This is a genomic window from Bhargavaea sp. CC-171006 (genome assembly GCF_009761675.1).
Classification (GTDB): Bacteria; Bacillota; Bacilli; order Bacillales_A; family Planococcaceae; genus Bhargavaea; species Bhargavaea changchunensis.
On sequence record NZ_QUZH01000033.1, the window covers coordinates 194380 to 213852 of the forward strand.

Annotated in this window: 17 protein-coding genes; 11 read left to right on the forward strand and 6 right to left on the reverse strand. The window is 51.7% G+C overall.

Features of this window, described 5'->3' with window-relative positions:
* Positions 1–79 precede the first annotated feature (79 nt).
* Together DZC51_RS15880 and DZC51_RS15885 are read left to right on the forward strand one after the other, a co-directional pair.
* Positions 80–571: a PaaI family thioesterase gene (locus DZC51_RS15880; RefSeq protein WP_157297457.1), complete on the forward strand. Its 492-nt coding sequence runs from the start codon at positions 80–82 to the stop codon at positions 569–571.
* An 800-nt stretch (positions 572–1371) separates the two neighbouring features.
* The gene (locus tag DZC51_RS15885; protein ID WP_157297458.1) at positions 1372–1974 is read left to right on the forward strand and encodes an alpha/beta hydrolase; all 603 of its coding nucleotides are present in this window, start codon (positions 1372–1374) and stop codon (positions 1972–1974) included.
* Positions 1975–2009: 35 nt separating this feature from the next.
* On the opposite strand, the gene DZC51_RS15890 is transcribed toward DZC51_RS15885, so the two are convergent.
* The gene (locus DZC51_RS15890; RefSeq protein WP_157297459.1) at positions 2010–2633 is read right to left on the reverse strand and encodes a DUF3298 and DUF4163 domain-containing protein; all 624 of its coding nucleotides are present in this window, start codon (positions 2631–2633) and stop codon (positions 2010–2012) included.
* Between the two features lie 129 nt (positions 2634–2762).
* Between DZC51_RS15890 and DZC51_RS15895 the strand changes: the two genes are divergently transcribed.
* The gene (locus DZC51_RS15895) at positions 2763–4439 is read left to right on the forward strand and encodes a formate--tetrahydrofolate ligase (protein WP_157297460.1); all 1677 of its coding nucleotides are present in this window, start codon (positions 2763–2765) and stop codon (positions 4437–4439) included.
* A gap of 44 nt (positions 4440–4483) precedes the next feature.
* Here the strand turns inward: DZC51_RS15895 and DZC51_RS15900 are convergent, their stop codons facing one another.
* On the reverse strand, positions 4484–5080 hold the full coding sequence (locus tag DZC51_RS15900) for a DEAD/DEAH box helicase family protein (RefSeq protein WP_157297461.1): 597 nt from the start codon (positions 5078–5080) through the stop codon (positions 4484–4486).
* A 13-nt stretch (positions 5081–5093) separates the two neighbouring features.
* Positions 5094–7358: an ATP-binding cassette domain-containing protein gene (locus tag DZC51_RS15905; protein ID WP_157297462.1), complete on the reverse strand. Its 2265-nt coding sequence runs from the start codon at positions 7356–7358 to the stop codon at positions 5094–5096.
* Between the two features lie 77 nt (positions 7359–7435).
* Between DZC51_RS15905 and DZC51_RS15910 the strand changes: the two genes are divergently transcribed.
* Complete coding sequence (locus tag DZC51_RS15910) at positions 7436–7864, forward strand: uracil-DNA glycosylase family protein (RefSeq protein ID WP_232524164.1); 429 nt, start codon at positions 7436–7438, stop codon at positions 7862–7864.
* 176 nt (positions 7865–8040) lie between these two features.
* Here DZC51_RS15910 and ilvA read toward each other — a convergent pair whose 3' ends face one another.
* Positions 8041–9309, reverse strand: a complete 1269-nt coding sequence (gene ilvA / locus DZC51_RS15915; RefSeq protein ID WP_157297463.1) for a threonine ammonia-lyase IlvA — start codon at positions 9307–9309, stop codon at positions 8041–8043.
* Positions 9310–9495: 186 nt separating this feature from the next.
* Here ilvA and kynU point away from each other — a divergent pair, with 186 nt between their 5' ends.
* From kynU to kynB, 3 genes are read left to right on the forward strand one after another with little or no spacing between them, the layout of a single operon-like run.
* Positions 9496–10770, forward strand: a complete 1275-nt coding sequence (kynU, locus tag DZC51_RS15920; protein WP_157297464.1) for a kynureninase — start codon at positions 9496–9498, stop codon at positions 10768–10770.
* Positions 10771–10787: 17 nt separating this feature from the next.
* The gene (gene kynA / locus DZC51_RS15925; protein ID WP_157297465.1) at positions 10788–11642 is read left to right on the forward strand and encodes a tryptophan 2,3-dioxygenase; all 855 of its coding nucleotides are present in this window, start codon (positions 10788–10790) and stop codon (positions 11640–11642) included.
* A gap of 15 nt (positions 11643–11657) precedes the next feature.
* Positions 11658–12287 (forward strand): arylformamidase, encoded by a 630-nt coding sequence (kynB, locus tag DZC51_RS15930; protein WP_157297466.1) that lies wholly within the window; start codon positions 11658–11660, stop codon positions 12285–12287.
* Positions 12288–12560: 273 nt separating this feature from the next.
* Here the strand turns inward: kynB and DZC51_RS15935 are convergent, their stop codons facing one another.
* Together DZC51_RS15935 and DZC51_RS15940 are read right to left on the reverse strand one after the other, a co-directional pair.
* Positions 12561–12848 (reverse strand): hypothetical protein, encoded by a 288-nt coding sequence (locus DZC51_RS15935; RefSeq protein ID WP_157297467.1) that lies wholly within the window; start codon positions 12846–12848, stop codon positions 12561–12563.
* Complete coding sequence (locus DZC51_RS15940; RefSeq protein WP_157297468.1) at positions 12836–13795, reverse strand: anti sigma factor C-terminal domain-containing protein; 960 nt, start codon at positions 13793–13795, stop codon at positions 12836–12838. Before DZC51_RS15940 ends, DZC51_RS15935 begins: the two co-directional genes overlap by 13 nt.
* Before the next feature lie 607 nt (positions 13796–14402).
* Here DZC51_RS15940 and glmS point away from each other — a divergent pair.
* From glmS to dapF, 4 genes are all read left to right on the forward strand, one after another.
* The gene (gene glmS, locus DZC51_RS15945; RefSeq protein WP_157297469.1) at positions 14403–16205 is read left to right on the forward strand and encodes a glutamine--fructose-6-phosphate transaminase (isomerizing); all 1803 of its coding nucleotides are present in this window, start codon (positions 14403–14405) and stop codon (positions 16203–16205) included.
* 100 nt (positions 16206–16305) lie between these two features.
* Positions 16306–17097, forward strand: coding sequence for a helix-turn-helix domain-containing protein (locus DZC51_RS15950; RefSeq protein ID WP_157297470.1), 792 nt, complete (start codon positions 16306–16308; stop codon positions 17095–17097).
* A gap of 238 nt (positions 17098–17335) precedes the next feature.
* Entirely contained in the window at positions 17336–18568 is a 1233-nt protein-coding gene (locus DZC51_RS15955) for an LL-diaminopimelate aminotransferase (protein WP_157297471.1), read from the forward strand.
* Between the two features lie 12 nt (positions 18569–18580).
* Positions 18581–19444, forward strand: coding sequence for a diaminopimelate epimerase (dapF, locus tag DZC51_RS15960; protein ID WP_157297472.1), 864 nt, complete (start codon positions 18581–18583; stop codon positions 19442–19444).
* The last annotated feature ends 29 nt before the right edge of the window (positions 19445–19473 follow it).

Here is a 19473-nt window from a genome sequence, read left to right on the forward strand (position 1 = left end):
AATATTATATTGCTTGCAGGAACTCCGGAAAATCTGTCGAAAAGAGGAAGAAGATAAAGGGGAAATAGGAGGGATTTAGATGGTGCAGGAAGCAAAAGAAATCATCCATGCCATCCAGGATGAGTACCCGGACGATTACGCCTGGTGCTACGGGTGCGGAAGGCGTAATGCCAAGGGGCATCATTTCCGGACTGGCTGGGACGGGGACGTAACCGTCACATACTACGACCCGGCGGGTGATGAGCTGGCTCTTCCGGGGTTTGTCTACGGCGGTGTGATCGCCTCAATGATCGACTGTCACGGAACCGGTTCGGCATCGTTGGCGCTCCACAGGAAAAACGGCTACGAGCCGGGGGACGGAGAGGACCCGCCAAGATTCGTCACCGCTTCTCTCCATGTGGACTTCAAGAAGCCGACACCTCACGGAAAGCTCCTGAAGGCTATTGGACGAGTTGAGGAGATCCACCCGAAAAAGTTTAAGGTGAATATTGAAGTTGAAGCAGAAGGGGAGGTTTGCGTGACAGGTGAAGTGGTCGCTGTGGTCATGCCTGAAAACTTCCTTCAGAGATAAATAAAAAGGAGAAACCGCCCGATCGCCGGATCGGGCGGTTTCTCTGAAAACGGAAAATTTGCTGATTCAGGTACTGCTCTGACGAAGAAGAAAATCCATCCCGTCGGTTGCAGGTGATCGGCCAAACTGCCGTCGCCTTTCCGGCAAAGGTGTCAAATCGAGATTGACCACCAAATTTGCAGTCAGGCTGTCAAATGCACTTTCACAAAAAACTTACTGTTCGCCGCTGCCCATGTCGGACGTCCTCCGGGTTTCCATTGGCACCATCTCCTGAGTCACATGCAAGGATTGTACGGAAAAGCGATCCGTTCGTTCTCTGCTGAAAACCTAAGCCTGTTGAGGCGGGTTTTCTTGTGTCCTCCCGGTGTCCATCTTCTACCATCCCCTGAGTCCATTGCATAAGCTGTCCGGATTCACTCCGGTCAATTGGCAGAGATCTACTTCAATCTGCCTATTTTTTTGTCCTCCTGGTTTCCATGATCCATCATCCTTTTTGATGATTCGTCCTGCGGATTATCGGTCCGGCCGACTCGGATCATGCGGCGCTGACGAGAAAGAACTCCGTCACGTAATGCAAATTTTCCGCCAAGGCTGTGCAGTTCTCCGCCTTCGGCATCTTATACCGATGCATTCAGCGGTGTTCGCCTTGTACTATTACTTTACCCGGCAGGAATTGGGGTAAACATTTTGTGTATTATTTTTTATGAATTTTATTATGGGAAAAAGACAACTCTCTTTTCATGCCGAATGAAACCTGTTACCATTATCTTTAATTCGAGATAAAGAAAGTAGGGAACCAATTGAAGCACATCTATAAAGAAGGCAAAGAAGGCAAACCGACGCTGTTGCTCCTGCATGGAACCGGAGGAACAGAAAATGATCTCCTCCCGATCGGCAATTTCCTCGATCCGGATGCCGGTATCCTGAGTGTCCGGGGAGAAGTGCTGGAAAATGGCATGCCCCGATTTTTCAGGCGCCTGGCAGAAGGCGTGTTTGACCTGGAAGACCTGGTCAAGCGTACCGAAGACCTGAATGCCTTCATCGACAAGGCTGCAGCAGATTATGGGTTTGACCGAAAAAATGTGATTGCCGTCGGCTACTCAAACGGGGCCAACATAGCGGCCAGCCTAATGTTCCATTACGACGATGCATTGAAGGGTGCAATCCTCCACCATCCGATGGTCCCGATACGTGATAAAGAACTTCCGTCACTGGATGGAACAGCTGTATTCATCGGTGCGGGTACCAATGATCCCATCTGTCCGATGGATGAAGCGAAGGATCTGCAAAGTCTGTTGGAAGGAGCGGGTGCAGATGTCCAAATCCACTGGGAGAACTTTGGCCACTCACTGACCCAGACAGAAATTCAGGCGGCTGCGGCATGGTATCAAAATAAATACTGAAAAAAGCTCCAGTTCCCGTTGGGGAACGGAGCTTTTTAAAATGGGAGCAGTGTCGCTGCCGGACTTGGATCCGCAATGATGGACTCCAGTGATTTGAGAGGAATCGGAAAATAGGGAAAGCCGTAGACGTACGGCGTGAGCTCATATAACTGGAAAAACACAGTGAGGGAATGGTCGGCGAGATAGAAATCCTGATCAGGTGAGATCGACTCAAACGGTTCAAGAACAGGGACTTCCCACTGTTTAATCTTTTCACTGATGATTCCAGACAGTATTTTGGTATATTCGCTGTCCGGTTTGAATAGGTCTCCAAGGCGATATCGCTTTCCGGTACCCACGTCAAAGGTCAATCCTTTGGCCAGCGTCAGCCCATGTGCCCCGCCCGTAAAGGAATAAACAACGAGAAGTAGGCTGAGCACGCCCCTTTCGTTCGTCTTCACTTCATAGTAGCCAACCATTTCGACGAGGTTCGGATTTCCATAGCCAAGTTCTGTGGCCAGCCTGGTGAACTCGGTAATGATCTGCAAATTGATCGCCGACTGGGCAGTCGGATTGGCAAGGCCCGTTACCTGCGGATAAATCAAGTCGACTTTGGGAGTAGCCATGCGGATGGGGTGGGACACAATTTGGACAGGAAGAGCAAACGGAATCGGAACCATCCTTTCTGTTTTCTTCAGTTCATGCGGGCAGATAGGTTTGGGTGTCACTCTTTTGTAAGAAGTCTGAAGATGGCGGGTGTTTTCGGGGCATTATAATAAGAATAACAAAAGCACGGAGGGGGAGATTTGATGAAGACAACGACACCACTGACAGACCTGGAGATCGCAACCCGCGCCAAGATGAAGCCGATTGGTGAGATTGCAGCAACAGCCGGGATTCCGGAAGAGGCACTGGAACCATACGGCCGCTATAAAGGAAAGATCGATGTGACCAAGCTCACTCCTGCGGATACTGACGGCAAGGTTGTGCTTGTGACTGCGATCAGCCCGACCCCTGCCGGTGAAGGAAAGTCGACGGTGACTGTCGGGCTTGCCGACGCATTCTCCATTTTGGGCGAAAAAACGATGGTCGCCCTGCGCGAACCGTCACTTGGGCCGGTCATGGGGATCAAGGGCGGAGCTGCCGGCGGCGGCTATTCACAAGTACTGCCAATGGAGGACATCAACCTTCATTTCACCGGGGACATCCATGCGATCACGACGGCGAACAACGCGTTGTCCGCACTGATCGACAACCACCTCCACCAGGGCAATTCACTCGGCATTGACCCCCGAAGGATCACCTGGAAACGGGTCCTGGATATGAATGACCGGGCGCTCCGACATGTGACGGTCGGATTGGGCGGACCGTCAGGCGGCATTCCAAGAGAAGATGGATTCGACATCACCGTCGCATCTGAAATCATGGCTGTCTTCTGCCTGGCGAAATCATTGGATGACCTGAAGGAGCGGCTTGCACGCATCGTGATCGGCTTTACGTATGGAAAAGAACCGGTGACTGTCCGTGATCTGGGTGCGGAGGGTGCACTGACTCTTCTGCTCAAAGAGGCATTCAAACCAAACCTGGTGCAGACAATCGGCGGTACGCCTGCGCTGATCCACGGCGGTCCGTTTGCCAACATTGCACACGGCTGCAACTCGCTCGCGGCAACAATGACAGCGAAACGGCTTGCGGATATCGTCGTCACTGAAGCCGGTTTCGGCTCCGATCTGGGTGCTGAAAAGTTCATGGACATTAAAGCACGCCAAGGAGACTTCAAGCCGGATGCAGTAGTCATCGTCGCAACTGTCCGGGCACTGAAAATGCATGGCGGTGTTCCGAAAACAGACCTTTCCGGCTCAAATGCGCTTGCGGTCACAGAAGGACTCCCGAACCTGGCAAAGCATATCGACACGATCCGCTCGTTTGGCATCGAACCGGTCGTTGCTCTGAACCGATTCATCACCGATACGGAGGATGAAATCGAAACGGTTCTCGACTATTGCCGGGAACATGGTGTCCGGGCAGCGCTGGCCGATGTGTGGTCTAAAGGCGGAGAGGGCGGTACCGATGTCGCCCGTCTTGTTCTGGAGCAGATCGGGGATGGCAACCGGTTTGCCCCGGTGTATGACGAACTCGATGCTTTCGAGGATAAAGTGGCTGCCGTTGTCACAAAAGTTTACGGTGGGGCAGGGGTTAACTTCACAGACCGTGCACAAAAGCAGCTGGCCGACATCAGGAAGCGGGGCTGGGACATCCTGCCGGTCTGCATGGCGAAGACCCAGTACTCGTTCACTGACGATCCTTCTGTACTCGGCCGTCCGGAAGGCTTTACGATTACCATCCGTGAGCTCATCCCGAAGCTTGGGGCGGGGTTCATCGTCTGTCTGACCGGTGATATCATGACGATGCCAGGCCTTCCGAAAGAACCTGCCGCCATGCGCATGGACGTCGACCATGATGGTAATGCGGTCGGCCTGATGTAAATACGCATAAAACGGACCTCCCAAAAAATGAGAGGTCCGTTTTTCTATGCTTGCTGTTTGGAAGCATCGTCAATCCACCGTTTGATGGCGGCTGCTGTTTCTGCTGCTGTTAGTAACGTACTGTCAATCCTCAGATAATGGATGTCCGGGAGGAGCCGCTCTACTTCGCCGGTTTTCGAATTCAGCCGATGTTTCCTATGAGTATCCAGCAACTCATTTTTGGAGAATCCAAGATCACGTTTGGACGGTTTGGCCAGCAGCCGGTCCTCTCCGACATTCCTTTCAAGACGTATGTCCAGAGAAGCCTCCAGCTCAACATAAAAGACACTGCCGCCCGCCTGAATGAACAGATCACAAACCTCTTTGAGAAAAGCACGGTCGCTTTCCAGGTTATAAGCGACCACTACGGTAAAAATGATACCTGAGACGACATTCCTGTCACTTTTTACAAAAGCACGAAACAGGTTCTTCCTTGTTTCATCTGACAGGCAAAACGCTTCTTTTGTGTACCCGAGAAACCGTGCGAACAAATCGATTGTCTGGTGATTATAGAGAAGCTGCGCATCCATATGTTTTTCCAGTTCTCTGCCAACCGTCATTTTACCGACGGCTTGGGGACCGGTGACCAGAATCAGCTCCATATCTGTACCTCCTTCAGGATCGCAGGCTTTCCTCCACATACGGTCTTGTGATCGACTTGTCACTTTTAAGAAGCTCTTCGGGTGTTCCGGTGAAGAGAATGTTGCCGCCCGCACTGCCTCCTCCGGGGCCCAGTTCGATCAGGTAATCTGCCCGCTTCATGACATCCAGGCGATGCTCGACCAAAAACAGGCTGTTTCCTTCATCGACAAGCTGATGAAACAGGTCCATCAGCTTTAGCGTATCATCGGGATGGAGCCCTTCGGTCGGCTCGTCCATGATGAAAACGGCACCTTTCTCATTCAGATGACTCGCCAGTTTCACCCGCTGCAGCTCACCGCCTGAGAGGGTGGACATCGATTGGTTCAGACGGATATAGCCGAGTCCTACCCGATCAAGCGAGATGAGCTGTTCCTTGAACGGTTCGCTCTCGAAGAAAACGATGGCTTCCTGTACTGACATGCCCATCACATCGGCAATTGACTTTCCGTCCACCCGGTACTGAAGTACTTCGGGTGCATACCGGGTGCCGTCACACACTTCACAGACTGTTTCGATCGGGTCCATAAAATGCATGCCGGTCACGATGATGCCTTTTCCGCCGCAGGCAGGGCAGGCCCCTTTGGAATTAAAGCTGAACAGGGAGGCTGGCGCACCGGTTTCTTTGGCAAACCGTTTCCGGATGTCATCGGAGATGTCCAGATAGGTTGCCGGTGTCGAGCGGGATGTGGCTCCGATGGCTTTCTGGCTGATGGAGACGATCGGGCCTGTCCAATCCTGCTGAAACAGCTGCATCAGTGAACTTTTTCCGGATCCGGCCACGCCGGCGATCACTGTCAGCACGCCAAGGGGAAGATCAACCGTTACACGATTCAGATTGTGCAGTGAAGCTTGTTCGAGCCGGTGCCATCCTGCAGGCGTCCGTGGCCTGTTATTCAGAGGAACAGACTGCCGAAGAGACCGGCCGGTCAGCGTGCCGGATGCCAGGAGGTCCGTGTAGCTCCCGGTAAAAACTACCTCACCGCCATGTTCGCCGGCATGCGGTCCCATCTCGATGACGTGATCCGCCAGCCTGATGATTTCGGGATGATGCTCGACAATCAGTACGGTATTTCCATGGTCCCGCAGCTTCAACAGTGATTTGATCAGGCGTCTGATGTCAGAGTGATGAAGTCCGGCACTTGGCTCGTCAAATACGTACACCATATCAGTAAGCGAAGAATTAATGTATTTTGCAATTTTCGTCCGCTGTGCTTCTCCTCCGGACAATGTGCTGACGCCGCGGCTGAGCGTCAGGTAACCGAGGCCGATGTCGACAAGAGCTCGTAGCCGGAGTTCCAATTCCTTTTGGAGATCTCTTGCAATCGGATTGGAGATGGACCGGATAAATGGGACGGTCTCATCTATAGGCAACGCTACGACATCAGCAATGCTCTTGCCGTCGATTTTGCAGCTCCGCACTTTTTCATTGACCCGTGTGCCGCCGCATTCGGGGCACTCGTATGTCGTCACCATCTGGTCAAGCACTTTCTGGTGGCGCTTGCCCTCTTTCTGGGTGATAACGCTCCTGTACATACGGGGGACGATGCCTTCGAACTTCGCGGATTTGGGCCAGTTATCCGGCGGATTCTTGAGCTTGATCTGCGGGGAGTAAAGGAACAGCTCCAATTCTTCCGGAGAGTAGTCGCGGATTTTCTTGTCCAGATCAAACAGCCCGCTGTAGGCATACCGTTTCCATCGCCAGGCGCCCGTAGTGAAGGCGGGGAAATGGATGACTCCCTCATCATTCAGGGATTTATCGAAGTCGATCAGCCGGTGAACATCCAGATCCGTCACTTCACCGATGCCCTCGCAACGCGGACACATGCCCGACGGGTGATTAAAGGAAAAGGCATCGGAGTAGCCGATGAATGGCCGGCCAATGCGGGAATAGAGCAGACGGAGCTGGGCGTAGATATCCGTATAAGTCCCCACGGTCGACCGGGAATTTTGGGCGGGTTTCTTCTGATCAAGAATGATCGTCACCGGAAGGTTCTCGATCCTGCCGACCCGTGGCCTTCCGTACTTCGGAAGGTATTGTTGGACGAAGCTCGGAAAGGTTTCGTTCAGTTCCCTTCTGGATTCGGCGGCAATCGTATCCAGGCAGAGGGAAGACTTGCCGGAACCGGAGACCCCGGTGAAAACGGTGATTTTCTTTTTTGGCAGATCCACTGATACGTCTTTCAGGTTATTTTCATTTGCATGGATGATACGGATGACTTCTTGGCTGACGGATGGCATGATGACACTCCTTCAAGGCAATCATTATATAAATGTACGTTATAGGATACTTTACACGATTCGGAAGGTGATGAAAATTGACGTTGTTTTGCCCGGAAATCTGGCCGGAAGATCCGACGCCTGCAAATGAACGGGATTGCAGGGAATGCGGGCTTTATCTGCAGGGGACGAGGATGGTATGGGGCGAAGGGAACCCCGAAGCACCTGTTATGGTCATCCTTGATAACCCCGGGGCACGGGAGGACAGGGAGGGAAATCCGATCCTATGCGGAACCCGGCAAACCTTCCAGCAGGCCATTCATGAAACCGGATTGGAGAACAAGCTGTTTTATGTGACATATATTCTGAAGAGAAGACCGATCCGTAAATATAACAAGGAACAAACAAGAGACATCTGCATGCACCGCCATTTGGATGAGCAACTGCGAAAGCACCGGCCGACACTCATCCTCTGTCTCGGAAATGTTGCCGTACAATCATTCTTCGGGGATCCTGAAGCGTTGTAAAGGGACTGAGGGGCAGTTGGCATGAAATAAACGGCTACGAAACAACCGCAGCCTATCACCCCTTGGCGGTCAGGCGCCGTCCCAATCTCTATAAGCTTTTCCTTGAGGACATGGCGCTCGTTAAACACAGATTGATGAAATGAAAAACTGTCCGGCAACGCCGGACAGTTATTAAATCAGATCAGCAGGCCGAAAAGGTAGCTGTCTTTATTCAGTTCTTTGTAAGGGAAGCCTAAGATGTTCATGCGTTCGATCAGGCCGTTGTAATCTTCGGGATGCTTGATCTCAATACCGACAATCGCCGGTCCGCTTTCTTTGTTGTTTTTCTTTGTGTACTCGAACGTCGTAATATCGTCATCCGGACCAAGCACATTGTCCAGGAACTGGCGGAGTGCACCCGCACGCTGAGGGAAGTCGAGAATGAAGTAGTGGAGGAGACCTTCATGGATCAGGGACTTTTCCCTGATTTCCTGCATGCGGCTGATGTCATTGTTGCCGCCGCTGATCACACAGACGACGGTTTTCCCCTTGATTTCATCCTTGTATTCATCGAGTGCCGCGATCGGCAAGGCTCCGGCGGGCTCGGCGACGATGGCATGCTCATTGTACAGATCAAGGATTGCGGTACACACCTTTCCTTCAGGGATAGGGAGGATGTCGTCCACGTATTCGCTGCAGATTTCATAGGTGAGCGTTCCTGGGGTCTGAACGGCAGCTCCGTCAACGAACTTGTCGATGGAATCAAGCGGGGTGACCTTTCCTCTCTCTATCGAGGCTTTCATGCTGGCTGCGCCAGCAGGCTCTACACCGATCATTTTTGTCTGCGGCGAGACGTTTTTAATATAGGTGGAGAGCCCGGACATCAGGCCGCCTCCGCCGATGGAAGCAAAGACGAAATCAGCAGGCTCTCCGATGTCATTCAGGATCTCGACTGCGACAGTTCCCTGGCCGGCCATCAGGACCGGATCATCAAAAGGATGGATGAACAGCTGGCCGTGCTCCTTCTTATAGGCCATTGCCTGGGCAGATGATTCGTCGAACGTATCACCGGTCAGGATAATCTCGACCTGGTCGCGGCCGAACATTTTCACTTGGCTGATCTTCTGTTTCGGAGTGGTCTGAGGCATGAAGATTTTCCCTTCGATGCCGAGTTCGGCACATGCAAAGGCGACACCCTGGGCATGGTTTCCGGCACTGGCGCAGACGACGCCTTTTTCACGGGCTTCGTTTTCGACTGATTTGATTTTGTAATAGGCGCCCCGAAGCTTGAATGACCGGACGTGCTGAAGGTCTTCGCGCTTAACGTACAGCCGGCAGTCATATTTTTCGGAGAGCCGTTTGTTCAGCTGAAGGGGAGTGTGCTCGACGACTTCTTTCAGCTTCTGGTAGGCGATGAGGATATCCTCCACGTGAAGCAGTTTTGTCCGTTCATTTGTAGCTGGCATCCATAACACGACCTTTTTTTGAAATTGAATGGTTTTATTCTATCATGTATAAACCTAAATCTCACTGTAATTTTCAAAAGATTCGAGTACAATTATATCCCGGAAAACTAGCCATAAAATAGAAAGCGCTTGCAAGGTTCATGGCATTGCCGTACAGTCGGAGTAAATAGCAAAGGGGGACACGGAATGGCGAAAAGGACTTTGGAAGAGGCAAGGGAACTTGACCTGCAGGACAGCCTCAAGGATTTCCGGGAGGAATTCTACATACAGCCGGAAACGATTTACATGGACGGAAATTCGCTTGGACTGATGTCCCGCCGGGCGGAGCGTGCACTGCTCGATCTGATGGATTCCTGGAAAGCGCATGGCATCAACGGCTGGACAGGAGGAGAGCGTCCCTGGTTTTATCTTCCGGAGGAACTCTCCGCTAAAATGGCGCCCTTTGTCGGGGCCAAACCAGAAGAGGTGATGGTGACCGGATCGACCACCTCCAACCTGCACCAGATCCTGGCCACATTCTTCAGGCCGGAGGGGAAAAGGACAAAGATCCTGGCAGACGAACTCAATTTTCCGAGTGATATTTACGCGATCAAAAGCCAGCTGGAGCTCCGCGGCCTGGATCCCGCCGAACATCTGATCAGTGTGAAGAGCCGGGACGGCCATCTGATCGAGGAAGAGGACATCATCAGCGCCATGTCGGATGAAATCGCCGTTGCGATCCTGCCGTCGGTGCTATATCGGAGCGGTCAGGTCCTGGATATTTCTACACTGACAGAAGCGGCACGCCGCAACGGCATCCTGATCGGATTCGACCTCTGCCACTCGGTCGGTGCGATGGAGCATGCCCTTCATGATTGGGACGCCGACTTCGCCTTCTGGTGCACCTACAAATACCTGAACGGCGGTCCGGGCTCGACAGGAGGGCTTTTCATCCATGAACGCCACTTCGGTACCGCTCCAGGTCTTGCCGGCTGGTTTGGCTCAGATAAGAAAAAACAGTTTGATATGGAACATGATATGACTGCCGCTGCACATGCAGGTGCTTATCAGGTTGGGACTCCGAACCTTTTCAGCATGGCACCGCTTGCCGGTTCGCTGGAACTGTTCGAAGAAGCGGGGCTCAGTGCCCTGCGGGAAAAGTCACTCAGGCTGACGCGTTTTATGATGGATCTGGCAGACCAAGAATTGGGCGGCTATGGTTTCAATATGGTAAATCCCAAGGAAGATGCGCGGCGGGGAGGCCATGTCTATCTGGAACATGAAGAGGCTGCACGTATCTGCAGTGCGTTGAAGGCGGAAGGCGTCATTCCTGATTTTAGAGCACCAAAGGGGATCCGGCTGGCGCCGGCCGCACTTTATAACTCATTTGAGGAAGTCTATGAAACGATCCAGATCCTGAAGAAGATCATGGATGAGGAAGCCTACAAGAAGTTTGAGAACAAGCGCGGCATCGTCGCCTGACAAAGGAGGGGCGGGCAATGCCCAAGAAAATTTCCGATCTGAAAAAAGCGCTCGAACAGGAAAAAGACATCCATACGGATTTCAGGGACTCGATGACCTACGGAGAGTACCTGTCACTCGACAAAGTGCTTTCTTCACAAAACCGGCTGTCCGGACATCATGACGAAATGCTGTTCATCATCATCCATCAGGTGAGCGAGCTCTGGATGAAACTGATTCTGCATGAGCTCCTGTCCGCCATTGAAGACATCGGAAAAGACGATATGCAGCCCGCATTCAAAAAGCTGGCTAGGGTATCAAAAATTCAGTCCCAGATCATCCAGGCCTGGGATGTGCTGTCGACGATGACCCCGGCGGAATACCTGGAATTCCGGGACAGCCTCGGCAGGGCCTCCGGTTTTCAGTCGTACCAATACCGGCTGATCGAGTTTGCGCTCGGCTACAAGTCGGAGGCCATACTAAAAATCTATGAAAAAGCTCCTGCCGTGCATCAGGAGCTTCAGGAAGCCTACCGGGCGCCGGGCCTCTACGATGCGGCGATCGGAGCGCTGGCGAGGGCAGGTTTCCCGATTAATCCCGAACTGATCGGCCGGGACTATACGGTCGTCTATGCCGGAGATCCCACAGTGGCGGATGCCTGGGAAGAGGTATATCGGGATGTCGGCCGTTACTGGGATTTGTACCAGCTGGCGGAGAAAATGGTTGATGTAGAAGACTGGCTCCAGCAGTGGCGTTTCCGCCATATGAAAACAGTGGAGCGTATCATCGGGTTCAAGAAAGGCACGGGCGGATCTTCAGGTGTCGGCTACTTGAGGCAAGTGCTGGACCACCGGTTCTTCCCGGAATTGTGGGATCTGAGGACCACACTCTAGAAGGAGGGGGATAGGATGGAAAAAAGACGTTGGATTGATATTACCCAGCCCCTTACGAACGGCATGGCGCACTGGCCGGGAGACACGCCATTCCGCTTTGAGCTCGGTGTCACGAAAGAGCAGAGCGGATCGGTCAACATCGGGGAAATCCGCACGAGCCTCCATATGGGTACTCATGCTGACGCACCATTCCATTTTGATGAGAATGGAAAGAGACTTCATGAACTGGACGTGAACACTTACATCGGCAAGGCGAAAATCATCGATGTGACAATTCACCCCTCACTCGGACGAAGCGAACTGGAAGGCTACAACCTGGATGGCGTGGAGCGATTACTCCTTAAAACATCAGGAACGAACAATCCATTTGTGTTCCCGGAGTCGTTTATCGAACTCCGGCCGGATATCGGTCCTTATCTCAAGGAAAAAGGAATCTTCCTTCTCGGCATTGATGTGCCTTCTGTAGACCGCACAGACAGCAAGAATCTGCCGACCCACCATTCACTTGGCGACAACGGCATCCATATTGTAGAGAATCTGATGCTCGCTGATGTGGAACCGGGCGATTATGAATTTATTGCATTGCCGCTTGCCATCCAAGATGCTGATGGAAGTCCTGTAAGGGCAGTCATCAGAAGAATTTAAAACATAACCGGCTGAAGAGGGGTTCAAGCCCGTAGCTCCAGCCGATTTTTTTGTCGTTGCTCACAAAAAAACTTTTTGTCAACCCGGTTGACGATGGTGAAAAATAATTGGTAAGGTTAGAGAATCGGCGTTTCCAAAGGGAAGGAGTTCTTCTGCGGGGGCTTCACGTCAAAGAACTGCTCCGGTAGAGGCCGCAACTTCAAGAAACTGATTGATGACAAAGGCTGCAGGCCGGATTCCGCTCCGCCCTGCAGTCTTTCTGATTTTATGGGATCAAGGGAACGGGACGATCGCCCATCCGAGGAAGAAGATTACGCCTGTGAAAAGTATCAGGAACAGTGCAATTCCGATTCCCCACAGGCCAAGCGGCCGGCTATTTTTGCCGACCAGTGAAACGAGTCCCGAAATAATGATCACGGAAATCCACAATGACATCTGATTCGTGAATGATGAATCATATCCGGATAACAGGGTGATGTTCAGAAGTGCTAATGCAAGGATTCCTATGATGACACTGAACCATCCGAATACCTGAAATGATATATGCTTTACTCTGTCCAATTCCACAGTTTCACCTCACCCAATTTCATATACCGGATCAGCTCCAAATCTTTCAGTGCCCCGACCTCTTGCTTAGGTCCGGAGATCACCGCACCATATGCAGCAAAGCCATTTTCCTCGATAAAAGCTATCCGTTCCTTGAGTTCCAGGTTTTTATGGGAAGAAACTTCAACTGAAAGGTCCTCATACGGCTCAATTTCCTTAAGCAGCTGAAGGAACGTCTCTTCGTGTGACATTGAATCCCGGAAAGGTGACCAGTATGTCTGGTCAGGCTGTACCGGGTAACCGATCGGGGAAACGACATCACCATCCGTGCTAAGCATCTCATCTTCGGTTCCGGTGTAGATCGCCGCCCAGAGAACATCGGTGCCCTGCAACTCTTTTCTTATATCGGTCACCTTATAGAGATCATTGAATGATACGTAGGCTTCGACAACGGTTTCGTCAGGCAGTCCTTCAAGTACCTGCCACTCCTGTTCACTGTTGAATTCCGGCACCCCCTGTGCCGGATGGACGAGCCACTGATTGGTCTGTGTGGGGTACTTCGGCGGCGTCCTTTCCAGATCCGAGGACACATCCATGTCCACAAGATCATCAAAGACAAAATGAAGATCATAATGGCGTACCGGATATTGCTCGCTGCCGACTTGTTTATACTGATCAAATGACAGATCCATGGAGAACAGGGAGAAATCCATGTCAAATTCCAATTCTTCCAGAGCGGTGTTCGGTTCGGTGAGATAGAGCACTTTGCTGGCCGTATCCATCAATGTGGTTGATTTTGTTCCGAATGCATAAAAGACAAAGGTCAGTATATAGCTTGTCGGCACGATGAGAAGAGCTAAACTGAGTGTCGCCAGAAGCAGTTTAAGCCTGGATGCAGTCACTGTTTTCCCGGTTGGTGCAGCTTTTTTTGCAAAGCCGTTTCGTTCATTGCCCAGGTTCATTCCATCTGGCCTCCTGCCAATTTCGGATTCAGAATATCGTTTTTGTGGTATAGGTCTTTGAACTCCATCTGCAGATTTATCTGCTTACCATTAACGTGCCGAGCTTCCAAAAGGTTTCGTAAATGTGTTATCTGACCAAATCTTGTTTTCAACAACCCTTTGCATTTAGTACTAAACAGCGCAGAATCTGCAATAAAAATTATGATTTTGAAGTAAAAGGTAATTGACAATGTCGCTTTCCATATAATACATTACAAAAGCAGTGAAAAATGGTGAAGGAGGGCCGGCGTCACGCCAAAATCGGAAAACAATCAAAAGCGCCTGAGCTGGGGAAATTAGAACACAGCCCCAGCAGACGAGGTGGAGGTTCATCGACAATTCGGCGGATGCCTCCCGACCGCGATGCCCGGTTGTCATGCTTTTCAGCAAAACACACAAGCGATTGTGTGACACAGAAGGGAAAGCCGGCATCAATAGCCGCATACGGGAGCAGGAACTGCCTGCTCGTGCGGAATACCCCAACTTGCATGAACAGCGCCCACTGTCCGTTTTAAAAACGGAAAACCGGACGCTTATTTGACATTGACTGAAATCGGAGGAATTGAATATGTGCGGAATTGTAGGCTATATCGGTGAAACAGATGCCAAGGAAATCTTGTTGAGAGGGCTGGAAAAGTTGGAATACCGCGGATACGATTCGGCGGGAATTGCTGTGGTAAACCAGGAAGGAGTGTCGCTCTTCAAATCAAAGGGGCGGATTGCAGACCTGCGCAGCATTGTGGATGAATCGACTGAAGCCCAAACCGGAATCGGTCACACACGATGGGCGACGCATGGCGTGCCAAACGTGAAAAATGCGCATCCGCATCAGGATGTTTCCGGCCGCTTTACGCTCGTACACAACGGAGTTATTGAGAACTATGAAAAGCTCCGCCGCGAGGAACTTGCTGATGTGCAGCTGGTCTCGGATACCGATACGGAAATCATCGTCCAGCTGATTGCCAAATTTGTCTTTCAAGGAATGACAACGGAGGAGGCGTTCGCCGAAACGCTGGATATGCTTCACGGTTCGTATGCCATCGCCCTGCTTGATGAAGAAGATCCGGATACGATCTTCGTTGCCAAAAACAAGTCGCCGCTTCTCGTCGGCCTCGGAAAAGGATTTAATGTGGTCGCTTCCGATGCGATGGCGATGCTTCAGGTCACCGACCAATTCGTAGAGCTGCATGACGGGGAAATGGTGATTGTTACGAAGGAAGATGTCCGGATTCGGACTGTTTCCGGAATAGCAGTCAGCCGTGATCCGTACACAGCCGAGCTGGATGCTTCGGATATCGAGAAAGGCACCTATCCGCACTATATGCTGAAGGAAATCGATGAACAGCCGGCTGTATTAAGGAAGATCATCCAAGCCTATCAGGATGAAGACGGGAAGTTCAGCCTGGAGCGGGAAACCCTTGAAGCTATCAATCGTGCCGACAGGATCTATGTCATCGCTGCGGGAACAAGCTACCATGCGGGTCTTGTAGGGAAGGAATTCTTTGAAAAGCTGGCGGGTGTGCCGACCGAAGTTCATATCTCCAGTGAATTCGGCTACAACATGCCGCTTCTTTCCGAAAGGCCGCTGTTCGTCTTTATCTCTCAATCGGGTGAGACGGCAGACAGCCGCCAGGTGCTCGTCAAGATCAAGGAACTTGGCCATCCTTCCCTGACTGTGACGAATGTGCCGGGCTCTACCCTGTCACGCGAAGCGGATCACACGGTCCTGCTTCATGCCGGTCCTGAAATCGCTGTGGCCTCGACTAAAGCCTATACCGCCCAGGTTGCGGTGCTCGCCATCCTTGCAGCCCTTGCTGCCGAAGCGAAAGGCAGAGAAATCGGATTCGACCTGATCCGGGAGCTTGGTATCGCCGCGAATGCCGTCCAGACAATGATTGTCAGGAAAGAGGAAATGGAAGGCCTCTCCTTCGACTTCCTTGAACTGAGCCGGAACGCATTCTTTATCGGACGTGGCCTTGATTATCACGTCAGCCTGGAAGGAGCGCTCAAGCTCAAAGAGATTTCTTATATCCAAGCGGAAGGATTCGCCGGCGGGGAATTAAAGCACGGGACCATCGCCCTCATCGAGGAAGGTACGCCTGTGTTTGCGCTGGCCACTCAGGAAGCCGTCAGCCCAAATATCCGGGGCAATGTCAAAGAAGTCGGTGCCCGCGGGGCCAAGTCGTGCATCATTTCGATGGAAGGCATTGAAGAGGAAGGCGACCGGATCGTCATCCCTTCCGTCCACCCGATGCTGACACCACTTGTTTCGGTCATCCCGCTCCAGCTGATCAGCTACTACGCGGCTCTTCACCGCGGATGTGACGTGGATAAGCCGCGCAATCTGGCGAAGTCTGTCACTGTAGAATGATTTTCAGAAAAACGATTCAAGGCTCCGGTATATATTCCGGAGCCTTTCTTTATCAATCCCCCATATGTCTGATCAGCTTTTCGGAAAAGGGAGGGACGGGATGCTTGAAATGAATCCGGAAGACTTTGTACTGAAGCCGGCACTCGCAACGGTCCATTGCGAGCCGGATTGGAGATGGAAGAGAAGGAATCATCCCATGCCGAATTATGATCTGTTCTACGTATGGAACGGAGAAGGAACCGTCGTGTTGAACAAACGGACTTATGATGTGGGGAAGGGGCATTGTTTCTTGTTCCGGCCCGGTGATGAGATAGAGGCCCATCATAATCCCCAGAATCCTTTTGTCCTTACTTATATTCATTTCGACCTGGAGAGTGTCCCAAGAGAGACTCCGCGCCCGCACAGATTGCTGGCTGAATCGATTAGCTTCGAGTCGTTGCTGAGCCGGTATATCCGGCTGTTTCTGTTTGATACCTATGGCGCCGAAACTGAAGGGAAACTGATCCTCAAACAACTCATGATCCATCTGCTGAGAGAAGACCACGGATCGATGTCCAAGGAAGCGGACAGCACCAGCAGAAGGCTGGAGGAAACCATCCATGAAATCGCCAACTATATCCAGCGACATCCGGCAGAGCGGCATACTGTAGTGAGCCTGGCGGATAGGGCCCTTCTGTCCGAACGATACTTCTCCAAAATATTTAAACAGATGATTGGACACACCGTAAAGTCCTATGTGATCCACTGCCGGATCAAACGAGCCGAACATCTTCTGCACTTTACCGGGATGAACGTAACGGAAACTGCACATGCGCTCGGTTACAGTGACCTGCATTATTTCAGCCGTCAATTCAAGCAGTACACTGGCAAGAACCCGTCGGAAATCAGATGACATGCGAATAACGATTGAAGGCTGCGTGGAGTCCTAAAAGGGCTTCGCGCAGTCTTTTATGTTGATCGGGATATTCGGCTTATTTTTTTGAACCGGGCTATAAAAGTGCAAATCTTTATTCAAAACCTCTAACGACTTTTACTTTTCATAGCAATAAAATAAGACCAATGAATGGTTCATGAAAAATAGGCTTTTAAATCAGAGAGCCACAGGAGTTTGAGCGGAGGAGGATGATAATTTGGACTTTATCCAGAAACAGTTTGCCGAACGGATCGGGGGTTCCCGTTTCGGGATGGACAATGAAGTATACAAGTTCGAGAAGATCAAGCGGGCCAAGCGGGAAACGCTTCAGAAAAGTCCGGACAAAGCATTGATCGACCTGGGTGTCGGAGAGCCGGATGCCATGGCGGATGACGGTGTGCTCAGGGAACTGATGATCGAGAGCAGAAAGCCGGAAAACCGGTTTTATGCCGACAACGGGATACCGGAATTCAGACGGGCAGCAGCTGCTTACATGCAAGAAGTGTTCGGAGTGGCCGGCCTCGATCCCGAAACGGAGATCAATCATGTGATCGGGACAAAATCTGCCCTGGCCATGCTGCCCCAGGTGCTGATCAATCCCGGAGATGTATCGATCGTCACGACGCCCGGATATCCGGTTCTTGCAACCCATACCCGGTATCTGGGAGGTGAAGTCGTCAAGCTGCCGCTGAAGGAGGAAAATGGATTCTTGCCGGATCTGCGGGCTATCCCCGAAGAGACATTGGAAAAAGCGAAGCTGCTGTACCTGAACTACCCGAATAACCCGACCGGGGCGGTGGCCGGCATTAAATTCTTTGAAGAGGTCGTTCGTTTCGCCAAAGAACACGAACTGATCGTCGTCCATGATGCCGCATATGCGGCCTTGGTGTTCGACGGAAACAAGCCGCTCAGTTTCTTGTCGGTCCCCGGGGCAAAAGAAGTTGGGGTGGAATTGCACTCACTGTCCAAGTCGTTCAATATGACCGGTTGGCGGATCGGGTTTATCGCGGGAAATGCCATACTGATCGCTGCCTTGGCGGCAGTGAAAGACAACAGTGATTCCGGCCAGTTCATTCCGATCCAGAAAGCGGCCACCTATGCACTGGCCCATCCGGAAATCACGATAGAAACGGCTGAAAAGTACTCGAGAAGGCATGACGAACTATCATCCATATTGCGTGAAAGCGGATTGGACGCCATTAAACCAAAAGGGTCCTTCTTCCTCTATGTAAAAGTGCCTGCCGGAGTCGAAAACGGTCCAGCATTTGTAGATGCCGAAGCATTCAGCCACTATCTGATTCAAGAGCACTCGATTTCAACTGTCCCCTGGAATGATGCCGGTTCTTACGTCCGCTTCTCAGTGACCTTTGAGGCAGTAGGGCCGATCGAAGAGCAAATGGTTCTTGACGAAATCAGAAACAGGCTCCGGTCATGCAAGTTCTTCTTTTGAGGAGGTGAGGAATTGAAGTTCACGAAGATGCACGGACTTGGCAACACTTATGTGATATTCAACCAGCTGGATGATCCGGGCAACGTCCTGGAAGAAGATCGGTATCCCGAACTGTCCAGGAAAGTATCAGAAATCAAATTTGGAATCGGTTCTGACGGAATCATCCTGATCGGCAACTCGCAGAAGGCAGATTTCAAGATGAGGATTTTCAATGAGGATGGTTCGGAAGCGAAAAACTGCGGCAACGGCCTACGTTGCGTGGCGAAATATGTTTTCGACCATGGATATGCCAGCCGTAGGAACTTCACGATCGAGACACTGGGCGGGATTGTCAGTGTGGAAATGGAAGAAGGCCGGACAGGTGAGGACCATTTCAGCTTCGTATCAGTGGACATGGGGAAGCCGGGGCTGCAGAAGGGGTCGATTCCGATGCAGGGAGATCCGGACACCCGGACCATCGATGAACTCCACACCTTTGACGATCAATCACTGCGCATCACCTGTATTTCAATAGGAAATCCGCATGCAATCATTTTCACCGAGGATGTGCAAGCCGTCGAAGTGGAGCGGCTCGGCCCCCTCATTGAGTATTCCAGCCTGTTCCCGGAACGGGTGAATGTCGGCTGGGTCCAGGTGAAGGGTTCCCGGGAAATCGAGTATCGGGTCTGGGAAAGGGGATCCGGCATCACGATGGCATGCGGCACAGGCGCCTGTGCGGCCGTGGTCGCAGCGTCGCTCAATGGACTGGTTGATCTTCATCAACCCATCACCGTTCATTTGCCGGGAGGAGATCTGGAAATCATCTGGGATGGGGAGGGGCACGTCAGGAAAAGGGGAGAAGCCGTCTATATCTGCTCAGGGGAACTCATTGTCTGAACTTACCTAAATAGAAAAGGAGCTGGGGG